The sequence below is a fragment of the Streptomyces sp. W1SF4 genome, from assembly GCF_003950035.1.
GTDB classification, from domain to species: Bacteria; Actinomycetota; Actinomycetes; order Streptomycetales; family Streptomycetaceae; genus Streptomyces; species Streptomyces racemochromogenes.
In genome coordinates this window covers 6,836,787-6,858,309 of the sequence record NZ_CP034350.1, presented here as the reverse complement: position 1 = coordinate 6,858,309, position 21,523 = coordinate 6,836,787, and the positions used below count along the sequence as shown (strand labels likewise).

At 74.2% G+C, this 21,523-nt stretch carries 16 protein-coding genes and 1 riboswitch; of the genes, 4 read left to right on the top strand and 12 right to left on the bottom strand.

Annotated elements, in window-relative coordinates:
- Positions 1-67: 67 nt before the first annotated feature.
- On the bottom strand, positions 68-3,634 hold the full coding sequence (locus D1J60_RS38745) for a S8 family serine peptidase (RefSeq protein WP_125823488.1): 3,567 nt from the start codon (positions 3,632-3,634) through the stop codon (positions 68-70).
- A gap of 242 nt (positions 3,635-3,876) precedes the next feature.
- On the opposite strand from D1J60_RS38745, the gene D1J60_RS31805 reads away from it, so the two are divergent.
- Complete coding sequence (locus D1J60_RS31805) at positions 3,877-5,529, top strand: DHA2 family efflux MFS transporter permease subunit (protein ID WP_241253471.1); 1,653 nt, start codon at positions 3,877-3,879, stop codon at positions 5,527-5,529.
- A gap of 28 nt (positions 5,530-5,557) precedes the next feature.
- Here the strand turns inward: D1J60_RS31805 and D1J60_RS31800 are convergent, their stop codons facing one another.
- The 3 genes from D1J60_RS31800 to D1J60_RS31790 form a co-directional block, all read right to left on the bottom strand.
- Positions 5,558-5,686 (bottom strand): DUF6126 family protein, encoded by a 129-nt coding sequence (locus D1J60_RS31800; protein ID WP_042804421.1) that lies wholly within the window; start codon positions 5,684-5,686, stop codon positions 5,558-5,560.
- A 122-nt stretch (positions 5,687-5,808) separates the two neighbouring features.
- Positions 5,809-6,474, bottom strand: a complete 666-nt coding sequence (locus tag D1J60_RS31795; RefSeq protein ID WP_241253470.1) for an XRE family transcriptional regulator — start codon at positions 6,472-6,474, stop codon at positions 5,809-5,811.
- Positions 6,475-6,563: 89 nt separating this feature from the next.
- Positions 6,564-8,102, bottom strand: a complete 1,539-nt coding sequence (locus tag D1J60_RS31790; RefSeq protein WP_125823487.1) for an ATP-dependent DNA ligase — start codon at positions 8,100-8,102, stop codon at positions 6,564-6,566.
- A 315-nt stretch (positions 8,103-8,417) separates the two neighbouring features.
- On the opposite strand from D1J60_RS31790, the gene D1J60_RS31785 reads away from it, so the two are divergent.
- On the top strand, positions 8,418-11,183 hold the full coding sequence (locus tag D1J60_RS31785) for an alpha/beta fold hydrolase (protein WP_125823486.1): 2,766 nt from the start codon (positions 8,418-8,420) through the stop codon (positions 11,181-11,183).
- Positions 11,180-12,082 carry an ABC transporter permease gene (locus D1J60_RS31780; RefSeq protein ID WP_125823485.1) on the top strand — a complete coding sequence of 301 codons (903 nt, stop codon included), beginning with the start codon at positions 11,180-11,182 and terminating at the stop codon, positions 12,080-12,082. Before D1J60_RS31785 ends, D1J60_RS31780 begins: the two co-directional genes overlap by 4 nt.
- Positions 12,083-12,130: 48 nt before the next feature.
- Here D1J60_RS31780 and D1J60_RS31775 read toward each other — a convergent pair whose 3' ends face one another.
- Positions 12,131-13,078, bottom strand: coding sequence for an aldo/keto reductase (locus D1J60_RS31775; RefSeq protein WP_125823484.1), 948 nt, complete (start codon positions 13,076-13,078; stop codon positions 12,131-12,133).
- Positions 13,079-13,322: 244 nt separating this feature from the next.
- On the opposite strand from D1J60_RS31775, the gene D1J60_RS31770 reads away from it, so the two are divergent.
- The gene (locus D1J60_RS31770; RefSeq protein ID WP_125604026.1) at positions 13,323-13,703 is read left to right on the top strand and encodes a VOC family protein; all 381 of its coding nucleotides are present in this window, start codon (positions 13,323-13,325) and stop codon (positions 13,701-13,703) included.
- 96 nt (positions 13,704-13,799) lie between these two features.
- Here the strand turns inward: D1J60_RS31770 and D1J60_RS31765 are convergent, their stop codons facing one another.
- The 7 genes from D1J60_RS31765 to D1J60_RS31735 all read right to left on the bottom strand — a co-directional run bounded on the left by D1J60_RS31765 (position 13,800) and on the right by D1J60_RS31735 (position 21,370).
- Entirely contained in the window at positions 13,800-14,576 is a 777-nt protein-coding gene (locus D1J60_RS31765; RefSeq protein WP_125823483.1) for an ABC transporter ATP-binding protein, read from the bottom strand.
- On the bottom strand, positions 14,573-15,538 hold the full coding sequence (locus D1J60_RS31760) for an iron ABC transporter permease (RefSeq protein WP_125824306.1): 966 nt from the start codon (positions 15,536-15,538) through the stop codon (positions 14,573-14,575). The genes D1J60_RS31765 and D1J60_RS31760 overlap by 4 nt, the downstream gene beginning before the upstream one ends.
- A 47-nt stretch (positions 15,539-15,585) precedes the next feature.
- Complete coding sequence (locus D1J60_RS31755; RefSeq protein WP_125823482.1) at positions 15,586-16,575, bottom strand: ABC transporter substrate-binding protein; 990 nt, start codon at positions 16,573-16,575, stop codon at positions 15,586-15,588.
- Positions 16,576-16,610: 35 nt separating this feature from the next.
- Positions 16,611-16,754, bottom strand: a riboswitch (cobalamin riboswitch).
- Between the two features lie 35 nt (positions 16,755-16,789).
- Entirely contained in the window at positions 16,790-18,058 is a 1,269-nt protein-coding gene (locus D1J60_RS31750) for a hypothetical protein (RefSeq protein WP_125823481.1), read from the bottom strand.
- The gene (locus D1J60_RS31745; RefSeq protein ID WP_125823480.1) at positions 18,055-18,501 is read right to left on the bottom strand and encodes a hypothetical protein; all 447 of its coding nucleotides are present in this window, start codon (positions 18,499-18,501) and stop codon (positions 18,055-18,057) included. Before D1J60_RS31745 ends, D1J60_RS31750 begins: the two co-directional genes overlap by 4 nt.
- Before the next feature lie 137 nt (positions 18,502-18,638).
- Positions 18,639-21,053 (bottom strand): tetratricopeptide repeat protein, encoded by a 2,415-nt coding sequence (locus tag D1J60_RS31740; RefSeq protein ID WP_125823479.1) that lies wholly within the window; start codon positions 21,051-21,053, stop codon positions 18,639-18,641.
- Positions 21,050-21,370, bottom strand: coding sequence for a hypothetical protein (locus D1J60_RS31735; protein ID WP_125823478.1), 321 nt, complete (start codon positions 21,368-21,370; stop codon positions 21,050-21,052). The genes D1J60_RS31740 and D1J60_RS31735 overlap by 4 nt, the downstream gene beginning before the upstream one ends.
- Positions 21,371-21,523: the final 153 nt, after the last annotated feature.

Genomic DNA, 21,523 nt, shown 5'->3' with positions numbered 1-21,523 from the left:
CGGCGAGCCGCCGCCCGCCACCCGATTGCCGGGCGGCGGGCGGCGGCGGGGCCGGGACCGGGACGCGCTAGTCCTTGTCGGGGCGGTCGGTGACCCGGATGGTGTTGACCAGGGGCTTGCCGAAGCCGCTGTGGGTGACGAAGCGGAGGTTGAGCACCCCGTCGGTGACCTTGACCGTGTAGGTCCTGGTCAGGGCGGTGTAGGTGCCCGCCTCCAGGGAGATGTCCAGCGAGGGCAGGATCTGGGTCCCCTCGGCGAGGACGTCGAAGACGCGCTTGTCGGGCCGGGTGGTGGAGAGCTCGGCGAAGCCCAGCTCCACGGTGTAGGTGCCGTTCGGGACGTTGTCGAAGCGGTACTCGTACATGCCCTCGCGGGCGCTGCGGAAGAGCCGCTGCTCGTCGGTGCCGGTGATGGTGCGGGCGGTGGAGTGGACGGAGGAGCTGCCCTGGTAGCCGTACGAGCCGGCGGTGTACTTGCGGTCCGGGGACCAGGCGTCGCCCGCCGCGTCCGTGCCGGCCCGGTCGGAGCCGGCGTCCACGGCGGTCTGGTAGCGCGGTACGACGATCTTGACGGGAACGGTGAGGACGGGGGTGCGGCCGCTGGCCGAGGTGATCCGCAGTCCGGTGCTCAGCACCGTGCCCGGGGCCAGCCCGGCGGTGTCCGCCGTCAGCGTGAGCGGGGCCTTGCCGCCGGTCGGGAGGTTGCCCTCCGCCGGGGTCACCGTCAGCCACGGCGCGTCCTCGGCGACCGCGTAGGCGGTGGTGAGGCCGGAGTTGGCGAGTTCCAGGGTGCGGGTGCGCCGCTGGTCGGCCGGCAGGACCAGTTCCACGGCCGGTGCGGCGGCGGTGACCCGGCCCGTGCGCAGCGACTGGCTGACGGCGGTGACGTCGGCCGGCTTGACGTCGGCGGTGGTGGTGGCGGTCTCGTAGGAGGGTGCGGCCAGGGTGACCGTACGGGCGCCCGAGGGGCTCTGGACGACGTATCCGCCGTCGGCGGCGGTGGTGGCGGAGACGGCCGAGTCGCCGCTGCCGACGGTCACGGTGGCGCCGGGGACGCCGCCCCCGTCGTTGGCGTCGAGCACCCGGCCGGTGACGACCCCGCTGCGCGTGGTGCGGAAGGCGATGGAGAGGCCGTCGGTGAGGGCGGGGGTGTTGAAGGAGTACTTGAAGGCGTCGGTGCCGGCCGCGTTCTCCACCCCGACGGTGGCGGAGGAGCCGCCCTTGAGGCCGGTTCCCCCGGTCCCCTTGTAGGAGTAGGTGACGTTGCCGTCCTCGCCGATGGACGCCGAGAAGGAGAAGGCGTCGGCCTGCGCGGACCAGTGGGCGACCTTGCGCCACTCGATCACGTAACTGCGGTGCGGGGCGGTGCCGGTGACGGCGGTGAAGACGCCCGAGCCGCTGTCGGCGGCGCCGACGACGAGGTCGTCCCAGAAGGGGTAGAGGGCCGCGTTGGGGGTGGCCGCGCTCGGGATGTCCGCGTTGACGTCGCCGGTGTGGTTGCCGCCGAGGCTGACCGTGCCGTTGGTGCCGATCCAGGCCTGCGCGTACGTCTTCCCGTACAGCGGCAGCGGGAAGGGCAGGTCGACGCGCTCGGTGGTGTTGTCGCCGGTCAGGGCGAGGCGCCGGTCGCCGGCGGAGTACGGGCGGCCGCCGTCCGCGGCGCAGGCGTAGCCGTAGCCGTCGGTGCGCTCGGGGAGGGCGACGGTGACGGTGGTGTCCGCGCTGACGGTGGCCTTGGCCGTACCGGCGGTGAGGCAGCGGGCGGGGTGGGTGGCGGTCACGTCGTAGGTGCCGTGCGGCAGGGTGACCTCGAAGCGTCCCTGGGCGTCGGTGGTGGCGGTGACGGGGGTGTCCGCGATGGTGACGGCCGCGCCGGCGGCGGGCCCGGCGGGCGAGGTGACGGTGCCGGTGAGCCTGGCGCTGGCCGCCCGGGGCAGGGTGAGGTCGGCGGTGGCGGTGGCCTGTTCGGTGACGGCCGCGGTCGTGCCGCGTGGGCCGTAGCCGAACTTCGAGGCGGTGACCTCGTACGCGCCGGCGGACAGGACGGCGAAGCGGTAGGTGCCGTCGGCGGCGGTGGTCGCGGTCCGGTCGATCGGGCCGTGCGCGGTGACCCTGGCGCCCGCGACGGGTGCGCCGGCGTCGTCGCGGACGGTGCCGGCGAGGGCGCCGACCGCGCCGCGCGGGGCGGAGTTCACCGCTGCCAGGGCGTCGAGCCGGCCCTCGCCGAAGACGTTGTTGTCGGCGGCGGTGCCGCCGCACTGCCCGTTGTCCGTGTCCTGGGCGGTGCCGTCCAGGAGGGCTTCCGTCTGCGCCACGTCACCGGCGAGGGAGGGCGCGGCCGACCACAGCAGGGCCACCGTGGCGGCGGTGTGCGGGGAGGCCATGGAGGTGCCGGAGAAGGAGGCGTACTCGCCGCCGGGGACGGAGGAGCGGACGTTCACGCCGGGGGCGGCGATGTTCGGCTTGACGATGCCGCCGGGGCCCGCGCCCCGGGAGGAGAAGGAGGCGATGGCGCCGTCGCTGCCGAAGGCTCCGGAGCTGTAGGAGCGGGCGTAGTCGCCGGGCGAGCCGCTGGTGCCGCAGCCGGGGCCGGAGTTGCCGTTGGAGAAGGCGGGGAAGATCCCGGCGGCGCGCCAGGCGTCCACGACCTGCTGGTACCAGTCGTCGTGCGCGGCGCTGCCCCAGGAGTTGTTGACGACGTGCGGGGCGAGGTCGGGGCGCGGGTTCTGGCCGTGCAGGTCGGTGGGGGCGACGATCCACTGTCCGGAGGCGAGCAGGGAGGCCTCGGAGCAGGAGTTCGTCTCGCAGCCCTTCGCGGCGATCCACTTGGCGCCGGGCGCGACGCCGATCTTGTTGGCCCCGCCGTCGTCGCCGACCATCGTGCCCATGGTGTGGGTGCCGTGGTCGTTGTTGTCGCAGGGCGCGGCGCCGGCGCAAACGCCGGCCGGGTCGAACCAGTTGTAGTCGTGGTCGTAGGTGCCGTCCGCGTTCCTGCCGCGGTACTGGCGGCTGACGGCGGGGTGGGTGTGGTCGACGCCGCTGTCGATGTTGGCGACGACGATGCCCTCGCCGCGTACGCCGAGCTGCTCCCAGACCTGGGGGGCCTTGATCCGGTCGACGTTCCATTCGACGGCGTCGGCGGCGGTCTTCTCCCGGGTGCCCTCGGCGGGTGCGGGGAGGCTGACCTTGTCGTCGGCGTCGATGCGGGCGACCTCGGGGCGCTCGGCGAGGGTCCCGGCGAGTTTGCGGCTGCCGACGACGCGGACGGCGTTGACGATCCAGTACGAGGTGTACTCCGCCCCGGCCGCGTCGAGGGCCTTGCGCACCTCGGCCTGGGTGCGCGAGGCGTGCTCCCGCTTGGTGCGCAGAACCGTTTCGGCCTTGGCGGCGCGGGTCTGCTGCCTGCCCGCGGCGGTCAGGTCGGCGGCGCTGTCGAGGTAGACCCAGAAGACCGCCTTCTCGGAACCGTCGAACTGGGTGCGCAGGGCGGGCTCGAGCTTGCGCTCGGCCGCGGTGGGCGCGGGGCCGGGCTCCGGGGCCGCGGCGGCGACGCCCGCGCCGACCGGGAGGAGCAGGGCCGCGCCCAGAGCGGCGAGCGCCGTGCGTAAGGAACGTCGTCGGGTGCGTGGTGGCACGTGTCGTCTCCTCTCGCGCCGTGTGCGGCGCGTGCAGATCGTCCGGAGCGTGCGGGTCGCGTGGATCGCGCAAAGCGTGTGGGAAGGCCGTGCGGGAAGTGCGCGGGCCATGTTCTGGGAGGTGCCATGTGCATTACAAGAGGGCCTCGTGAGCCATGGAACGGGCGGGGCCGTACGGGTCCGCCCACAGCGGGGCGCCCCGCCCGGTGGCCTTTCGGACGTGGGCGCGTCAGCCTGGGGGGATGAGCTCGCAGCCCGGCGGACCGGCGCCCGAGCCCGGCCCCTCACCGGCACCCGGGCCCGGCCCCCGGCCCGCTCCGGAACCAGGGGCCGCGCCGGAGGCCGCGCCCGCCTCGGGGCCGGCGGGCGTTCCCGAGACCGAGTCCGTGGCCGGCCGGGGGCTCGCGGTCGCCCCGGAGCCCGCGGTCGCCCTCGGCTCCGCGCAGGGGCGGTGGATCGTGGTCGCGACCGTGCTCGGCTCGGCGATGGCCCTGCTGGACTCGACCGTGGTCAACGTGGCGCTGCCCCGCATCGGACAGGACCTCGGCGCCGACCTCGCCGTGCTCCAGTGGACCGTGAACGCCTACCTGCTGACCCTGGCCGGGCTGATCCTGGTGGGCGGGGCGCTCGGTGACCGGTTCGGCCGGCGCCGCGTCTTCGTCCTCGGCGTGGTGTGGTTCGCGGCGGGTTCGCTGCTGTGCGGACTCGCGCCGAACGCCGGGGTCCTGATCGCCGCCCGGGCCCTCCAGGGCGTCGGCGGCGCGCTGCTGACACCCGGCTCCCTCGCCCTGATCCAGGGCTCGATCCGGGCGGACGACCGGGCGCGCGCGGTGGGCCTCTGGTCGGGTTTCGGCGGCGTCGGCGCGGCCGTGGGGCCCTTCCTCGGCGGCTGGCTGGTGGACGGGCCGGGCTGGCGGTGGGTGTTCCTGCTGAACGTGCCGGTGGCCGCGCTGTGCGTGCCGGTGGCCCTGAAGCACGTACCGGAATCGCGGGACCCGGCGGCGGCGGGGGCGCGGTTCGACGTGCTCGGCGCGGTCCTGGGCGCGGCGGCACTGGGCCTGCTGACGTACGCGCTGATCGAGGCCCGGTCCGCGGCGGCCCCGGTCATCGGCGCGGCGGTGGGCGGGCTGCTGCTGGCGGCCGTGTTCGTGTACGTGGAGCGGCACCGGCCGGATCCGATGGTGCCGCCGGACATGTTCGCCTCCCGGCAGTTCACCGCCGTCAACCTCGTCACCCTGTTCGTCTACGCGGCCTTCGGCGGCTTCTTCTTCCTCGTCGTGCTCCAGCTCCAGGTGGTGTCCGGGTACTCCGCCCTCGGCGCCGGTGCCGCGCTGCTGCCCACCACCGTCCTGATGCTGCTGCTGTCCTCGCGGGCGGGCACGCTCGGGGAGCGGATCGGCCCGCGCGTGCCGCTCACCGTCGGGCCGTTGCTGTGCGCGGCCGGGACGCTGCTCACGCTGCGGGTGGGCCCGGACGCCTCCTACCCGCGGGACGTGCTGCCGGCCATGGTGGTGATGGGCGCGGGCATGACCGTACTGGTGGCCCCGCTGACCGCGACCGTCCTGTCGTCGGTGCCGGCCGGCCGGGCGGGCCTGGCCAGCGGGATCAACAACGCCGCCGCGCGGGCCGCCGGACTGCTCGCGGTGGCCGCGCTGCCGCTGCTGGCCGGAATGGGCCCGGACGCGTACCTGTCCGCCGAGGCCTTCGACTCGGCCTTCGGACGCGCCATGCTCTGGTGCGCGGGCGCCCTCGTGGCGGGCGCGGCCACCGCCTGGGCGACCGTACGCTCCCCCGCGCCCGGGGCCTGCCACCCCGAATGCCGCACGCACTGCGCGATCGGAGCCCCGCCGCTGGAACACCCCTCGGGAACGGAACCCGCACCGGGACCGCACTGACCGCGGCGCCGCCGGCTCGGGGGCGGGGCTACTGGTTCTGGCCGCCCAGGACGAAGAGCAGGTAGACGAAGAAGGCAAAGAGGTGCCCCACGAAGAGGTACGCGATCAGCCGGATGATCAGGCCGCGCGGGAACTTCGACTCGAAACGCTCGCGGATGGTGGGCGACGCGGGCGCCTGTGCCTGCTCCTGCTCCTGCTCCTGCTCCGGGACGGCCTGCTCTGCGGTACGGGACATCTGGTCTCCTCGGGACTCGGATTCGGGCACGGTGACGGTTCCCCCTAGTGCTGGTGCGTGGTCTTGGTGCCGAGGCACAGCCCGGCAAGGCTGCTCTGCAGCAGGGTGTGGACGAACAGCAGCTCGCACCCGCCCGGCCCGGCCGCGCCGATCCGGTGCGGGGTGAGCGAGTCGAAGTGCGCGCTGTCCCCCGGCTCCAGGAGGTGCTCGGCCTCCCCCAGGTGCAGCCGGAGCCGTCCGCTGAGCACGTACAGCCACTCCTCCCCGGGGTGTACGCGCACCAGCTCGCCCTGGCTGCGCCCGTGCGGGACGTGCACGCGCAGCGCCTGCATCCCCCGCCCGGAACCGCCGGCCTGCCAGTACGTCCACCCGTCGGCCTCGCGGGCCCCGGGGCCGCCGGCCCGTACGATGGGATCGGCGACGGCGGGGGTCTCGCCGAGCAGCTCGGAGACGGTCGTACCGTAGGTGCGGGCGAGCCCGAGCAGCAGCGGCAGCGAGGGCTGGCGCCGGCCGGTCTCCAGCCGGGACAGGTGCGCGGGCGAGAGCCTGGCCCGCGCGGCGGCGGCCTCCAGCGTGAGCCCGGCGCGGCGGCGCAGTTCGCGCAGCTGCGGGGCGACGGCGGGCAGCTCGTCGGCGAGGGCCTCCGCGGGGGCCGCGCCGCCGGTGCCACTGCCGTGGGTGCCGTCTGGATCCTCGGAGCGGGGCGTCATACCCCGATTGAGCCAGAGGGTTGCCTCCCTGGCAAACGTGCTTGCCTCTGAGGCAAAACGCCGCGCCCGGACCCCCGGTCGGCGCCCCCTCAGCCGTCCCGGCGGCCCTGTTCCAGTACGGTCTCCACCGTGTCCGCCTCCTCCGCCGTCTTGTCCGGGCGGTGCCGCAGGACCCGGGCGAAGCGCAGGGCGACCCCAGACGGGTAACGCAGGGAGCGCTGGAGGCCGTCGTAGGCGATCTCCACCACCAGTTCGGGCCTGACCCGGACGGTGAATCCGTCGTCCTCCACCGCCAGCTCGTGCAGCCGCGCGGTCTGCCAGCGCAGCATCTCGTCCGTCAGCCCCTTGAAGGTCTTGCCGAGCATGGCGTAGCCGCCGTCCCCGGTGCGCGCGCCCAGGTGCAGGTTGGACAGCAGGCCGGTGCGGCGCCCGTGGCCGCGTTCGGCGGCGAGCACCACCAGGTCGAGGGTGTGGACCGGTTTCACCTTGAGCCACTGCTTGCCGCGCCGGCCCGCCGCGTACGGGGAGTCCAGGGCCTTGACCACGACCCCCTCGTGGCCCCGGCGCAGGGTCCGCGCCCAGAACTCCTCGGCGGCGGCCGCCCCCGCCCCGGCGTCCTCCACCACCAGCCGCCGCACCCGGGCCGGCTCGGGGACCAGGGCGGCCAGGGCCGCGTGCCGCTCGCGGACCGGCAGGTCCAGCAGGACCTCGTCGCCGAGGGCCAGCACGTCGAAGAAGTAGACGGTCACCGGGAGGGCCTCGCGCGCCGCCGCCACGTCCAGCCGGGAGCCGACCCGGCCCGCGATCTCCTGGAAGGGCACCGGCCGCCCGGCGGCGTCCTGCCCGATGACCTCCCCGTCGAGGACGAACCGCTCGCCGGGCAGGCTCCGGGCCAGCTCGGCCACCTCCGGCAGCCGGCCGGTGATCTCGTCGAGGGAGCGGGTGTGGATCCGTACCTCGTCCCCGTCCCGGTGCACCTGTACCCGGATCCCGTCGAGCTTCTCCTCCACCGCGCAGGGGGCGAGCGCGGCCAGGGCGTCGGCCAGGGAGCGCGCGGTGCCGGCCAGCATGGGCTGTACGGGCTGCCCGATGCGCAGGGTGACCCCGCGCAGCGCCTCGGCGCCCCCGACCAGCGCGGCCGCCGCCGTGCGGGGCAGCGAGCCGTCCAGCATCACGGCCCGGCGCAGCTCGGCGGCCGGCACCCCGGAGGCCTTGGCCACCCCTTCCAGGGCGACGGCGTCCAGCGCGCCCTGGCGCACCTCCCCGGACAGCAGACTGCGCAGGAAGCGCTGTTCGTCCGCGGTGGCGGCGCCGAGCAGGCCGGCGACGATCCGGCGGCGTTCGGCCTGCGCCCCCGGCCCCGCCACGGCGGCCAGCTCCGCCACGGCGGCGTCGACGGCCGTCACCGTGAGCGCCGGCTCCTCGGCGGGGGCGGTGTCCTGGGCCAGGGTGCGCCACCCGACTCCGGGGCGGCCCTGCGGGAGCCGCCCGGAGAGGTAGGCGATGACCAGGGCGGCCTCCTCCGCGGGGGCGGCCGCGAAGAGCTCCGCGAGCAAGGCGGTCTTGCGGGAGCGGGCGGAGGTCTCCGCGACCTCCCGGGACACACGTGCGACCTCGGCAAGCAGCATGCCGCCCATCCTCCCGCCGCTCGCCCCCCACCGCAGACCCACCCCGCCGGAACGGGTCCGCCGCGTGACGAAACGCGGCCCCGGATCCCGGACCCCGGGCCTCGGGCCACAGCCGACGGGCCATGGCGTCGGGCCACCGACGAGCGGCGCCGGGCCACGGGCCACGGCGTCGGGCCACGGGCCCACCGGCGACCGGCAGCGGCCGGGGTCTACTGCGGGTGCGGTACGGCCGTGCGTGCGGGTAGTCCTGGAGAAGGGGCCGAGCTCACCCTGAGGGAGCTCGGGGAAGACGATCACGGGCTTTAGGGTGCCCGTATGAAGCTACGACTGCCCCGGCGGCCCCGGGACCGCCTGCTCGCCGGCGCCGCCGCCCTCGCCGTCCTGGTGGGCGCCGGCTCCTGGACGGCCGCCGCGTCCGGGGACGAGCCGGCCGTGCGCCGCGAGGACCGGTTCGTGCAGGTGCCCGGGCTGGACGCCGCGGGTCCGGGCGCGCCCGGTGCCGGGATCGACACCTCCTTCTTCACCTCCGGGGACCCCTCGGCGAAGCGGCCCGCCGTGCTCCTCGGCCACGGCTTCGGCGGCAGCAAGGACGACGTCCGCGCCCAGGCCGAGCGCCTGGCCCGCGACGGCTACGCCGTCATGACCTGGTCGGCGCGCGGCTTCGGCCGTTCCGGCGGGAAGATCGGGCTCAACGACCCCGAGCACGAGGTCAAGGACGTCTCCGCGCTCGTCGACGCGCTGGCCCGGCGGCCCGAGGTGCGGCTCGACGCGGACGGCGACCCCCGCGTGGGCGTTGCCGGAGCCTCCTACGGCGGGGCCGTGGCCCTGCTGGCGGCCGGGTACGACCGGCGGGTGGACGCGATCGCCCCGCAGATCACGTACTGGAACCTCGCCGACTCCCTCTTCCCCCAGGGCGTGTTCAAGAAGCTCTGGGCCGGGATCTTCTTCACCACCGGCGCGGCGGGCGGCCTCCAGCAGGCGCAGCCCCTCGCGGACGCCGGTACGCCGACGGCGGGAACGGCGGGACCGGCGGGACCGGCCGGCGCGCCCGGCTGCGGCCGGTTCGAGCCGCAGCTGTGCGCCATGTACGAGCGCGTCGCGGTGGCCGGGAAGCCCGACGCCGAGGCGCGCGAGCTGCTGGAGCGGCGCAGCCCCTCGGCCGTGGCCGGCCGGATCAAGGTGCCGGCGCTGATCGTGCAGGGGCAGGAGGACTCCCTCTTCCCGCTGGACCAGGCCGACGCCATGGCGAAGGCCATCGCCGCGAACGGGGCCCCCGTGGCCCTGGACTGGGCGGCCGGCGGGCACGACGGCGGGATGCGCGAGGCGGCCCGGGTCGAGGCCCGGGTGACCGCCTGGTTCGACCGCTACCTGAAGGACGACGGCTCGGCGGACACCGGCCCGGCGTTCCGGGTGTCGCGCTCCGGCGGGTTCGACTCCACCGACGGGCGGCTGACCCTGCGCGGCGCGAGCGGGGAGCGCTACCCGGGACTGGCCTCCGCTCCGCGCGGGTTCGCCCTCTCGGGCCGTGAGCAGACCTTCGCCAACCCGGCGGGCGGGGCGCCGCCGGCGCTGTCCGCGCTGCCCGGGGTCGGCGGTCAGCTCGCCGCCCTCGGAACCGGGCTCTCGCTGGACTTCCCCGGGCAGAACGCCCGCTTCGAGTCGGAGCCCCTGACCGAGGCCGTACGGGTCACCGGCTCGCCGACCGTCACCCTGAAGGTGAGGTCGACGGCCGCCGACGGATCGGCCGTGCTGTTCGGCAAGGTGTACGACGTGGGGCCGGACGGGCGCCAGCAGGTGCTGCCTTCCCAGCTGGTCGCGCCCGTACGGGTGGAGGACGCCGGGCAGGGCCGGAGCGTGGAGCTGCGGCTCCCGGCGATCGACCACGCCGTCCAGGCAGGGCACCGGCTGCGGCTGGTGGTCGCCGCCACCGACCTCGGCTACGCCTCACCGGCCGCTCCGGCCTCCTACACCGTCTCGGCGGAGGGCCCGCTGCGGGTGCCCGTCGCGGACGGGGTGGAGACCGCGGCCGCCGGGCTGCCCGCCTGGACCTGGTGGATGCCGCTGGGCGCGCTGGCGCTGGCCGCGGGGCTCCTCGGGATCCGGCGGACCGGCGGGGGCCGGGCGGGGACGCGGGTGCGGGAAGCGCAGCCCGAACCCGCACTGGCCGACGTACCACTGGACATCACCGGGCTGACGAAGCGGTACGCGAAGGCACAGGACCGCTACGCCGTGCGGGACCTGTCCTTCCGGGTGGAGAAGGGCCAGGTGCTGGGCCTGCTCGGGCCCAACGGCGCGGGCAAGACCACGACCCTGCGGATGCTGATGGGCCTGATCACGCCGGACGCCGGGGAGATCCGGGTGTTCGGGCATCCGATCCGGCCCGGCGCCCCGGTGCTGTCGCGGGTGGGGGCGTTCGTGGAGGGCGCCGGGTTCCTGCCGCACCTGACGGGCCGGACCAACCTGGAGCTGTACTGGCAGGCCACGGGCCGTCCCGTCGAGGACGCGCACATGGCGGAGGCCCTGGAGATCGCCGGGCTCGGCGACGCGCTGGAGCGGGCGGTGCGCACGTACTCGCAGGGCATGCGCCAGCGGCTCGCCATCGCGCAGGCGATGCTCGGGATGCCGGACCTGCTGATCCTCGACGAGCCGACGAACGGTCTGGACCCGCCGCAGATCAGGGAGATGCGGGACGTGATGATCCGCTACGCCGCCGGCGGGCGGACGGTCATCGTCTCCAGCCACCTGCTGTCGGAGGTGGAGCAGTCCTGCACGCACCTGGTGGTCATGGACCGCGGGCGGCTCGTGCGGGCCGGCGAGGTCGCCGAGATCACCGGCGGCGGGGACACCCTGCTGGTGACCCTGGCGGAGCCGGTGGACGAGGTGACGGTGGGGAAGGTCGCCGCCCTGGAGGGCGTGGCCTCCGCGGTGCCCTGCGACGAGGGGCTGCTCGTCCGGCTCGACGGCGCGTCGCCCGCGGCGCTGATCGGCGATCTCGTGCGGCTGGAGCTGCCGGTGTCGGCGGTGGGGCCGCACCGGAGGCTGGAGGACGCCTTCCTCACCCTGATCGGAGGTACGGCATGAGCACCGTGGAGGAGACCCGGGTGGAGGAGACCCGGGTGCGGGAGACCGCGCCCGGCTACCGGGCGGGGCGGACGCTGCCGCTGCGGGTGGAGGCGCTGCGGCAGTGGCGCAGGCGGCGGACGATGGTGATGGGCGGGGTGCTGGCCGCCCTGCCGTTCGTGATGATCATCGCGTTCGCGGTGGGCGGCGGCCCGGACGGGGGGCGGGGCGGGGGCGGCGCCGACGGGCGGATCAGCCTGATCGACACGGCGACGGCCTCCGGCGCGAACTTCGCGGTGACCTGCCTGTTCGTGTCGGCCGGGTTCCTGCTGGTGGTGCCGGTGGCGCTGTTCTGCGGGGACACGGTGGCCTCGGAGGCGAGCTGGTCCTCGCTGCGGTACCTGCTGGCCTCGCCGGTGCCGAGGGGCCGGCTGCTGTGGAGCAAGCTGGTGGTGGCGCTGGGGTTCAGCCTGGCGGCGATCGTCCTGCTGCCGGTGGTGGCGCTGGCGGCGGGCACGGCCGCGTACGGCTGGGGGCCGCTGCGGCTCCCGACGGGCGGGGCGCTGGACGCCGGTGACTCCGTGCCGCGGCTGGCGCTGGCGGTGGCGTTCGTGTTCGTGTCGCAGCTGGTGACGGCCGGGCTGGCGTTCTGGCTGTCGACGCGGACGGACGCGCCGCTCGGCGCGGTGGGCGGGGCGGTCGGCCTCACGATCGTGGGGAACGTGCTGGACGCGGTGACGGCCCTCGGGTCGTGGCGCGACTTCCTGCCCGCCCACTGGCAGTTCGCCTGGGCGGACGCCCTGCAGCCGCAGCTGGAGTGGGGCGGGATGGTCAAGGGCGTGGTGGTGTCGGTGTCGTACGCCGTGGTGCTGTTCGCGCTCGCCTTCCGGGGGTTCTCCCGCAAGGACGTCACGTCCTAACCCCCCGGGTCCGGCCGCGGGCCCGCGCGACCACGCGCGGGCCCGCGTCTACGCGTGGGCGCGCGCGACCTCGTCGATCTCGGCCAGCAGCTCCGCTTCCAGGGGCCGTTCGGCCGTCGCGGCGTTGGCGCGCACCTGCTCGGGCGAGGTGGCTCCGGCGATGACGGAGGAACAGCCGGGCTGGGCGGAGAGCCAGCCGAGGCCCAGTTCCAGGACGCTGCGGCCGTACCGGTCGGCGATCGCGGCCAGCGCCTCCACGGTGTCGAGGCGCTCCTCGGTGAGGTAGCCCTCGCGGCCTTCGAGGCGGGAGCCGGCCGGGACGGGGGCGCCCCGGCGGATCTTGCCGGTGAGGAGGCCGTTGGCCAGCGGAAAGTACGGGAGGACGCCGAGGCCGTAGTGGCGGGCGGCCGGGACCAGTTCCCGCTCGGCGGAACGCTGGAGCAGCGACCACTCGTTCTGCGCGGAGACGAAGGGCGCGGCACCGGTCTCGCGGGCCGTGTGGGCGGCTTCGGCGAGCTGCCAGCCGCTGAGGTTGGAGTGCCCGATGTAGCGGACCTTGCCCTCGGCGACGAGTTCGGTGAGGGCGGCGAGGGTTTCGGCGACGGGCGTCCCCGGGTCGGGGCTGTGCAGCTGGTAGAGGTCGATGTGGTCGGTGTCCAGGCGGCGCAGGGACTCCTCGACGGCGCGGCGGATGTAGGCGCGGCCGCCGCGGGATCCGGCGGCGGGGCCGTATCCCATGTCGACGCCGTCGTAACCGAACTTGGTGGCGAGGACGACCTGGTCGCGGCGGCCCTTGAGGGCCTGGCCGAGGTGGCTCTCGGAGCCGCCGCGGCCGCCGTAGATGTCGGCGGTGTCGAGGAGGGTGATCCCGGAGTCGAGGGCGGCGTCGACGACGGCGGCGGTGGCCCGGGCGTCGAGGCGTCCGCCGAAGTTGTTGCAGCCGAGGCCGACGGCGGAGACCTTCAGCCCTGAGGTGCCCAGGGGGACGTAGCGCATGCGGGTTCTTCCTCCGTGCTCGTGCGGTGGGCCACGTCGCAGTCTAGGGAGACCGGTCGGCCGGGCCGGCCCGCGGGGCGTGAACAGTGTGTGTCGGCCGCGGCCGGGACGGCGCGCACACGGCGCGAAAGGGGTGGACCGCACCGGGACGGTCTGTTTAGGATCAAGTTGACGGCATCGCGTGTCGGTCACCGACCGGGTGAGGCATGGAGGTGCCGTGACTGCCTTTCGGAGGCATTCACCCATGTCGGTCCAGCTGAACCACACGATCGTCCACTCCCTCGACAACAAGGCGTCCGCCGCTTTCCTCGCGGACGTCCTCGGTCTCGAAGTCGGCCCTGAGTGGGGCCCGTTCGTCCCCGTGTCCACCGCCAACGGCGTGACCCTGGACTTCGCGACCATCCCGGCCGAGTCCATCACGCCGCAGCACTACGCGTTCCTGATCTCGGAGGAGGAGTTCGACTCCGCCTTCGCGAAGATCCGGGCGTCGGGGGTCGAGTACTTCGCCGACCCGCACGGCCGGCACCCGGGCGAGATCAACCACAACGACGGGGGCCGCGGGGTGTACTTCATGGACCCCGCCGGGCACGCGATGGAGATCATCACCCGTCCGTACGGCGGCTAGTACGGCCTTCCGGCCCGGCCCGCACGGGCCTGGCCGGATCCCCGGACGGCCGGGCCGGCTCCTTTCGGGGCCGGCCCGGATCCGTTCACGGCCGTGTCACGGCAGGTAGACGATGCTGGGGGCGCCCGTGGTCGGGTGGACCCCGACGCGGGTGCGGACCCCGTACACCTCCGCCAGCAGGGCCTCGTCCAGTACGTCGCCCGGCGGACCCGCGGCGACGACGCGGCCCGCCGACAGGACGTACAGCCGGTCGCAGAAGGAGGCCGCGAGGTTCAGGTCGTGCAGGACGAGCAGGGCGGTCGCGGGCAGGCCGCGGACCAGGCCGAGCACCTCCAACTGGTAGCGGATGTCCAGGTGGTTCGTCGGCTCGTCGAGGGCCAGCAGGCCCGGTTCCTGGACGAGGGCGCGGGCGACGAGGGCGCGTTGGCGCTCGCCGCCGGAGAGCTCCTCGAAGCGCCGCTCCGCGTAGCCGGCCGCGCCGACCGTCTCCAGTGCCCCGGCCACCTGCCGCCGGTCCCTCGGGCCGTCCTGCTCCCAGAAGCGCTTGTGCGGGCTGCGGCCCATGGCGACGACCTCGCGGACGGTCAGCCCGAAGGTGCCGGTGGCGTCCTGCGGGACCACCGCCACGCGCCGGGCCCGTTCCCTGGCGCCGAGCGCGCCGGCGTCGGCCCCGTCGAGGAGCACCCGGCCGGCGGTGGGCCGCAGCGTGCCGTAGACGCAGCGCAGCAGGGTGGTCTTGCCGCTGCCGTTCGGCCCCACCACGCCGACCGTCTCGCCGGGGCGGGCGGTGAGGTCGACGCCGTGCAGCAGGGTGTGCCCGTCCACTTCGTAACGCAGGGCCTCGACGGTGAGTTCCGCCGGTCCGCGCGTCATCCCGCCACCCCCTCGGTGCGGCTGGTGCGGCGCAGCATCCACAGGAAGAACGGCCCGCCCACCAGCGCGGTGACCACCCCGACCGGGATCTCCTCGGGGGCCGCGGCAGTACGGGCGACCAGGTCGGCCAGGACCAGGAAGACGGCCCCGGCGAGCGCGGCCACGGGCAGCAGCGCGCGGTGGCCGGCGCCGACGGCCATCCGGGCGGCGTGCGGGACCATCAGGCCGACGAAGCCGATGGCCCCGCTGTAGGCGACGAGCACCCCGACCACGAGGGAGGCGAGCACGAACACGGCCGCCCGGAAGCGGCCGGTGTCCAGGCCGAGGGTGCGCGCGCCCTCCTCCCCCGCGAGCAGCAGGTCCAGCGGCCGGGCCAGGGCGGTGAGCAGGACGGTGCCGGCGAGCAGCGCGGCGGCCGGCAGGGCGAGTTCGTCCCAGCGGGCCCCGCCGAGGCCGCCCAGGGTCCAGAACAGGGCGGTGCGCAGCTGGTCGGGTTTGGCGGACAGGACGAGGACCAGGCTGGTCAGCGCGGAGAGGACGTACTGCACGGCGACCCCGGCCAGGATCAGCCGGCCGGTGGTCATGGTGCCGCCGCGGCGGGCCAGGGCGTAGACGGCGACGAGCGCGGCCAGGGACCCGGCGAAAGCGGCGGCCGGCAGGCCGAGTCCGCCCGCCGCCGCGGCGCCCGCGCCGGACACGATGACCAGCACCGCGCCCGCCGAGGCCCCGGAGGAGGCTCCGAGCAGGAAGGGGTCGGCGAGCGGGTTGCGCACGAGGGCCTGGAGCACGGTGCCGGTCACGGCCAGTCCGGCCCCGACGACGGCTCCGAGCAGGACGCGCGGCATCCGCACGTCCCACACGATGGAGGCGAAGGCCCCGCGCGCGCCGGGGCCGCCGAGGACGATGTCGAGGACCTGGCCGGGCGGTATCCGTACGGGTCCCAGGGCCAGCCCGGCCACCATCGAGACGGCGAGCGCGGCGGCGAGCAGCACCAGCGACAGCCCGCGCCTCACGGGGCGTCGGGGTGCAGCTGGCGGCCGAGGGACTCGACGGCGTCGGCGACGCGCACGCCGAGCACGGCGGAGGAGAGCGGCAGCACCACGAACCGCCGGTTCTTGACGGCGGGAACCTCGGCCAGCGCCGGGTCGTTCACCAGGCGCTGCTTCTTGGCCTCGACGGTGGTGCCGCCGTAGTCGTAGATGAGGACGACCTCGGGCGCGCGCTCGATGACCTTCTCCCACGGCACGTCGCCGAAGGTGTCCTTGAGGTCGGCGAACGCGTTCGTGCCTCCGGCGAGGGAGACGATCTCGTTGCCGATGCCGTTGCCCCCCGAGGTGAAGGCGGAGGCCTCGCCGGAGTCGTAGACGAAGACGGACGGCCGGGGCCGGTCCTTCACCCGTGCGGTGACGGCGTCGACGCGCCGCTGCTCCTCCCGGACGAGTTCCTCGCCCCGCTCGGGCACGCCGAAGGTCCGGGCGACCTCGGTGATCTCGGTCTTGAGCTGTTCGAGCCCGACCGGGCCCTGGGTGCAGTACTCCACGCTCAGCCGTGACCCGATGCCGGCCTTCGCCAGCGCGTCCCGGTCCCGGCCCTGCCCCTTGTCGAAGGCGCTGGCGTAACCGCCGTACACGAAGTCGGGGTTGGCGCCGAGGAGCACTTCCTTCGAGGGGTACTCCTTCGCCAGCACCTTGATCCGGTCGTAGGCGGGCCGGTAGGCGGGCAGCACGGAGTCGTCGAGATAGGCGGTCCCGGCCATCCGGTCCTGCAGCCCGAGGGCCAGCATGAGTTCGGTGGCGTGCTGGTTCATGGTGACGGCGCGCTCGGGCGGCGCCTGGTAGGTGCTGCTGACACCGCAGTTGGTGACGGTGTACGGGAACCCGGGCGCGGCCTGCGCCCCGCCCCCGGACCGCTCGGGCCCGGCGGGCCCGCCGCAGGCGGCGAGCGGCACGACGAGGGCGAAGGGCAGGAAGGAGCGCACGGCGGCGCGGACACGCGACATGGTGAGGCCTCTCCGGGGGATCCTCGTCCCCGGTCGAAGTGAAGAGGCGGTGCGTCAGTGTCTGACTCCCGGCCCCCACGCACGCGCACGCGGCGACCGGTCACAGTGGCGGGACCGCACCGGATTCACACCGGTTTCCTGTCCTGCACCGCCGGGACAACCCGGCCAAGTCTGCCAGACGCGGCCTTTGCACCCGGAAGGGGTGGTGGCGGACTCAGGAGAGCGGCCGTCCCCCGTCGCGGAGGAGTTGGTTGTCGGAGAGGTTGTCCGCCCTCTCCCGCAGCAGAGCCCGGCGTTCCGCGGACAGGTGCCAGACGACCTCCGCCTTCCTCATTTCCGGGAGCTGCTTCAGCTCCCTGTAGCCGGCCTCGACGTCGTAGGTTTCGAGGGTGCGGGCCACGCCGTGGGCCCACCGGGAGTCCCAGACGGCGGCGGCTTGATGGCGTGGAAGGGACTCCAGCAGACGGTCGGCGTCGATCGTCGACACGACGAGCGCGGCCGCCAGATGACGGTGGACGTGATGGGCCCTGCCGCTCAGCTCATCCGCCAGCAGCATCCCGGAAACGCGTTCCACGAGGGGGCCCTCCTGGTAGCGCTGGAGGAGGTCGGCCAACCGCCGGTCGTCCGTGTACCGGAGGAGACCCGCCCGGGTGTCGGGCGAGAACGCCTCGTAGATGCCGAAGCCGATGTCGGAACCGGTGACCAGCTCGACCAGCCGCTGCGGCCGCAGCGCGCTCAGCACGTCGGCGACCTGTGGCAGGCCGACGCCCTGGGCCGTACACAGGAGGCGCAGCTCCTCCGGCGGTTCCCACAGGGCGACGACGGCAGTCGTGAGGAACTCGAGGGGCATGTGGTCGAGGAGCGCGAGCCGGGCGCTCGGATTGCCGATCAGGAGCCAGGTGACGAACTCCCGGTCGGCCACTGCCCGCAGGACACGTGCGGCCGTCTCGGGCGGCATTCCGCCGGATGACAGCAGCGTGGTCATGACGTCGGTGGGGAGACGTGTGGCGAAACACTCCAGGACGTCGGGCTGGAAGGTGAAGTTCCCTCCTTCGCCGAGTTCTCCGATCAGTCGGAGCGTCTGTTCCAGCGTCAGCCTGGAAAGAAGACCTGTACACCACGCTTGCGGGGCCGCCAGCGCGAGGCGCCTGGCGCTCACCGCGTCCATGGCAAGGAGCCGTTCGACGGCGAGCAGCTCGTCGATGGACACCAGGACGTCCACTGCGGCTGACGACTCCAGGAGCGCCATCCGCGCCGCCGCCGGCCCGGTTTCCATGGCCGCGATGACCGAGGCGCGCTCCTCCGGGGACATCTCGACGAGCATCTCGGCCGCCTTGGAGACCGGCAGAGTAGCCAGCTTCCGGGCTGTCACCTCGACGGGGTCCCGTCCGATGAACATGTTTCCCTGGGCGACCTGGTAGACGCGGCTGTTGTCGGCCGCCTCGATGTTGACGCTGATGCTGCGCGATTCTTCCGTGTTCATGATCCTGAGATGTGCATTTCGCCTTGGCCGAGTTGGTACACGCGCGCTTCGCCGGACGCCTTTGCGACCTGGCGGACGTCGCCGCTCCAGGTCTTGTGCGTCGAGGCCCCGTCCTCGTTCAAGGAGGCGACGATATTGCGCAGCTCCTCGGCCACCGCTTCCCTCGCCGCTCCCGCCCGGGACTCCAGCAGGTCCTCAAGGCGTGCCTGCCAGCTCCCTTCCTGCAGGATGCGGACCCGGGCGGACTGTTCGGGCAGGGCGTCGGCGATCAGCTGCGCCGTCCGTTCGAGCCGCTGCAGTTCAGCGGCGGCCCGCTGGGCGTCGCCGTCGCCCATCAGGGTCGCCAAGCGGTGCCGGAGGCTCGCCCAGGCATCGGTCCCGGCAGCCTGGACCACTGCGGTACTGCACGACGCGGCCACCGCCGCCAGCGCCTCTGTCAGCATGCTTCCTCCCCGACGATCGCGTGGACCACGCAATGTACCGATCGGCGGCGCTGCGGGTGCCTCGATCCGTGGAAGTGAACTCTGTCGACGGACGAACGGGCCTCGGGTGGACCTCCGGCTGGGCGAGCGCCCGCGGTTCAGCCGTCGGACAGGCCGTCCGTCCACGGCTTTGGCTCGAGGGTGAACACGTGGCCCGGCCCGACTTCCCAGGAGCGGGGCGGGCGTTGGCCTCGGAGGTAGTTGAGCGGTGTTCTGAGGAGGCCTCGTCCCTCCATCACCCGGCGTGCCTGGTCCATGAGGCCGAGCGGAACGGCGGCCGCGTCGGTGTCCTTGAACTCGTGCAGGAGGACGATGCCGGCCCGATGGAGGTAGTCGATGGCCCTGGCGTACTTGCGCGTGTCGTAGTAATGCCGGCCGATCCTGCCGCAGACGGCGGCATGGGCACGCAGGTTCCCCGATTGCTCCAGGAGATCGGCGGCCCTCTGCAGCATCCGGAGGGCCTCGCGCCGTCGGCGGGCCGTTCCGTCGATCAGGCACTCGCCGGCCCCCCGGAGCGCCGCGCCCTGGAGGCCGGGGTTCTCTGCGTCTTCGGCCAGCTGCAACGCGCGGTTGTAGTAGGGCAGGGCCTCTTGCGGTGGTCCCGCGAAGCGCAGGAGTTCACCGAGGGAGTTCAGCACTTCTGCCTCGCCGTCCAGGTCCCCGCGCTGCCGGTACACCTTGATCGATTCCGTGTAGGCGTGCCGAGCGGCATCGAGCTCGTCGGCAGCGGCCAGCGTGTCGCCGGCGTTCTTCAGACACATGGCTTCGAGGCGGGTGTCTCCGAGCGCGAGGAACTCTGCGGCCACCTCCCGGTAGATGACGTAGGCCTGCTCGAACTCACCTCGTTCGTAGTGGATGCTGGCGATGTTGCCGAGGGTTTTGGCGCGGCCCGGCCGGTCGTCCAGTGCGGCGAAGATGTCGTGGGCCTGCGTGTACTGTCCCAGCGCCTCATGGTGCCCGCCCAGTTTCCGAAGCCAGCCGCCTCGGACGTTCAACAGCTCCGCCTCGGTCGTGCGGTCGCCCGCACGCCTGGCCGCGCCCACTCCCGCCTTGGCGCAGGTCGCCAGCTCGTCGAAGCGGTGATGGTGCAGCAGGAGCTGGCACACCGGGAGGGCGAGTTCCGCGGCGTGCCGGTCGAGGCCGGCCGACACGGCCATGTCCACGCCCGGGACGAGGTTGGGGCATTCGGCCTCGAACCTCTCCCGGGATGCCTTGCGTCCCGCACGCAGGTGGAGGGCGGAGCCCTCGCCGTTCGTTTCTTCGACGGCGATCCGGGCGATCCGCGCGTACTCGTCGAGCAGCCGCCGCTGCGCCGCCTCCCGGACGGCCTGCGGGAGCCGTCGGGCCAGGGCTGTGGCCTCGCGGCGGGCGTGGGGGTGCAGTCGCCAGCGGTCGCAGCCGACCCGCTCCTCCGCCACGAGGTGCGCCCGGGCGAGAGCGGCGAGCCGGGAGCGGATGTCGTCCCGGTCCGGACCGGCGAGGTGGGCCGCCTGTCGCGACGTGATGTTCGGACCGGGCACCAGACCGAGCAGGGGGAGCAGTTCCGCGGCTTCGGGGCCGAGGCGCAGGTAGGTCTCGTCGAAGCCGCGCCGCAGGGGAGCCAGCAACGGCCCGTCCGGGGGGCCGCCCTCCGTGTAGGAGTCGAGTGCTTTGGTCAGGTCGCCCAGGAGTTCCTCTGCGGTCAGCCCGCCGTCCTGCGAGAAATGGTGCGCGATCTCCGTGATGGCAGCGGGCAGGAGCCCGCTCAGCTCCAGCAGGCCGTGGAGATGGTTCATCTCCGTCGACGTGAGGGACTCGATGGAGCCGATGCGGGAGAGGCCCCGCCGCTCGACGGCGTAGTGCAGCAGCAGGAACGAGTCGGCCGCGTCCAGCGGCCCCGTCACCACGGTGCGTGCGCCGGCGATCGGCAGCAGTTCACGGCTGGTGACCAGGAGCCGGTGCTCACCGCTGCCGGGGAGCAGCACGTCCACCTGGTCGGGCCGAGAGGCGTTGTCCGCGACCACCAGGACCGGACCGCGAGCGACGGCCCGGTCCTGGAGCAGGGAGCGGTAGAGGGATGTGCGGTCGGCGTCTGACCCGCCCATTTCAGCCGAGTGCCGCAGGCCGAGCGAGAAGAGGGCCGAGGCCAGTGCCTGACCGCGACTGAGGGGCCGGCCGTCGTCGTGCTCCAGGTCCACGAAGACGACGCCTCCGGTGAAACGCCCCCTCTGCAGTGCCTGCCGGGCGGCAGCCGTGGCCAGGGCCCGCTTGCCGGAGCCGGCGAACCCGGTGATCAGCGCGATGTTGGTGAAGCTGGGCCCCTCGGGCGCGGCAAGGAAGAACTCGCTCAGGGCGTCGAGCTGCTCGGCGCGCCCGACCAGGTACGCGGGTGCCGCCGGCAGAGCGGCCATGGCAACCGGGGCGGGCCCGTCGAACACGATCATGTCGCCGCCGGCCACGAAGGCTTGGCCCGTGCCGCTCACGTTGGTGGTGAAGTGCATACCGGCCCCGACCGGTTCGGGCTCCTGGTTCACCGGCCCTCGATCCGCGCCCGCGTTCCGACGGTGACGTGCATGATGCCCTGACCGAGCTGGTGGACGGTGCCGTGGTCTTCCGCCACCGCCTTCATGGTCACGTCGCAGGTATACGACGGCTCCCGATCGGCGGCCGACAGGAGAAGGCCGTCGGCCACGAGCATCCGCAGCTCGGCGGCCGGCGCGGGCCCCGCCGCCAGGAGCGCCCGGAACTGCATCTGCCAGGCTGTGACCGCCGTGCGCCGGGCCGCCAGGTCGGCGGCGGCGCCGGACGTGAGGAGTTCGTCGCGCATCCCGGCGAGCCCGCTCTCGACCATGGGGGCATCCTCCCGGCGGTACCGCCGCCACAGCCACACCACTGCGGCGCAAACACGCTCCCAGTTGCCGGAGGGCACCTGCTGTACGAGCAAGGTTCCCGCCCTGTCGGCGAGGTCGAGCGCTTCCGGGTCCAAGGCGTCCCCCCACAGGCA

What these genes read in the sequence shown, in the direction of transcription:
- D1J60_RS31775 (WP_125823484.1), bottom strand. Translation starts at nt 13,078, where the DNA reads ATGCGCTACGTCCCCCTGGGCACCTCAGGGCTGAAGGTCTCCGCCGTC.
- D1J60_RS31750 (WP_125823481.1), bottom strand. Translation starts at nt 18,058, where the DNA reads ATGAACACGGAAGAATCGCGCAGCATCAGCGTCAACATCGAGGCGGCC.
- D1J60_RS31760 (WP_125824306.1), bottom strand. Translation starts at nt 15,538, where the DNA reads ATGGTGGCCGGGCTGGCCCTGGGACCCGTACGGATACCGCCCGGCCAG.
- D1J60_RS31795 (WP_241253470.1), bottom strand. Translation starts at nt 6,474, where the DNA reads ATGACGCCCCGCTCCGAGGATCCAGACGGCACCCACGGCAGTGGCACC.
- D1J60_RS31785 (WP_125823486.1), top strand. Translation starts at nt 8,418, where the DNA reads ATGAAGCTACGACTGCCCCGGCGGCCCCGGGACCGCCTGCTCGCCGGC.
- D1J60_RS31780 (WP_125823485.1), top strand. Translation starts at nt 11,180, where the DNA reads ATGAGCACCGTGGAGGAGACCCGGGTGGAGGAGACCCGGGTGCGGGAG.
- D1J60_RS31770 (WP_125604026.1), top strand. Translation starts at nt 13,323, where the DNA reads ATGTCGGTCCAGCTGAACCACACGATCGTCCACTCCCTCGACAACAAG.
- D1J60_RS31745 (WP_125823480.1), bottom strand. Translation starts at nt 18,501, where the DNA reads ATGCTGACAGAGGCGCTGGCGGCGGTGGCCGCGTCGTGCAGTACCGCA.
- D1J60_RS31790 (WP_125823487.1), bottom strand. Translation starts at nt 8,102, where the DNA reads ATGCTGCTTGCCGAGGTCGCACGTGTGTCCCGGGAGGTCGCGGAGACC.
- D1J60_RS31805 (WP_241253471.1), top strand. Translation starts at nt 3,877, where the DNA reads ATGAGCTCGCAGCCCGGCGGACCGGCGCCCGAGCCCGGCCCCTCACCG.
- D1J60_RS31765 (WP_125823483.1), bottom strand. Translation starts at nt 14,576, where the DNA reads ATGACGCGCGGACCGGCGGAACTCACCGTCGAGGCCCTGCGTTACGAA.
- D1J60_RS31755 (WP_125823482.1), bottom strand. Translation starts at nt 16,575, where the DNA reads ATGTCGCGTGTCCGCGCCGCCGTGCGCTCCTTCCTGCCCTTCGCCCTC.
- D1J60_RS31735 (WP_125823478.1), bottom strand. Translation starts at nt 21,370, where the DNA reads ATGGTCGAGAGCGGGCTCGCCGGGATGCGCGACGAACTCCTCACGTCC.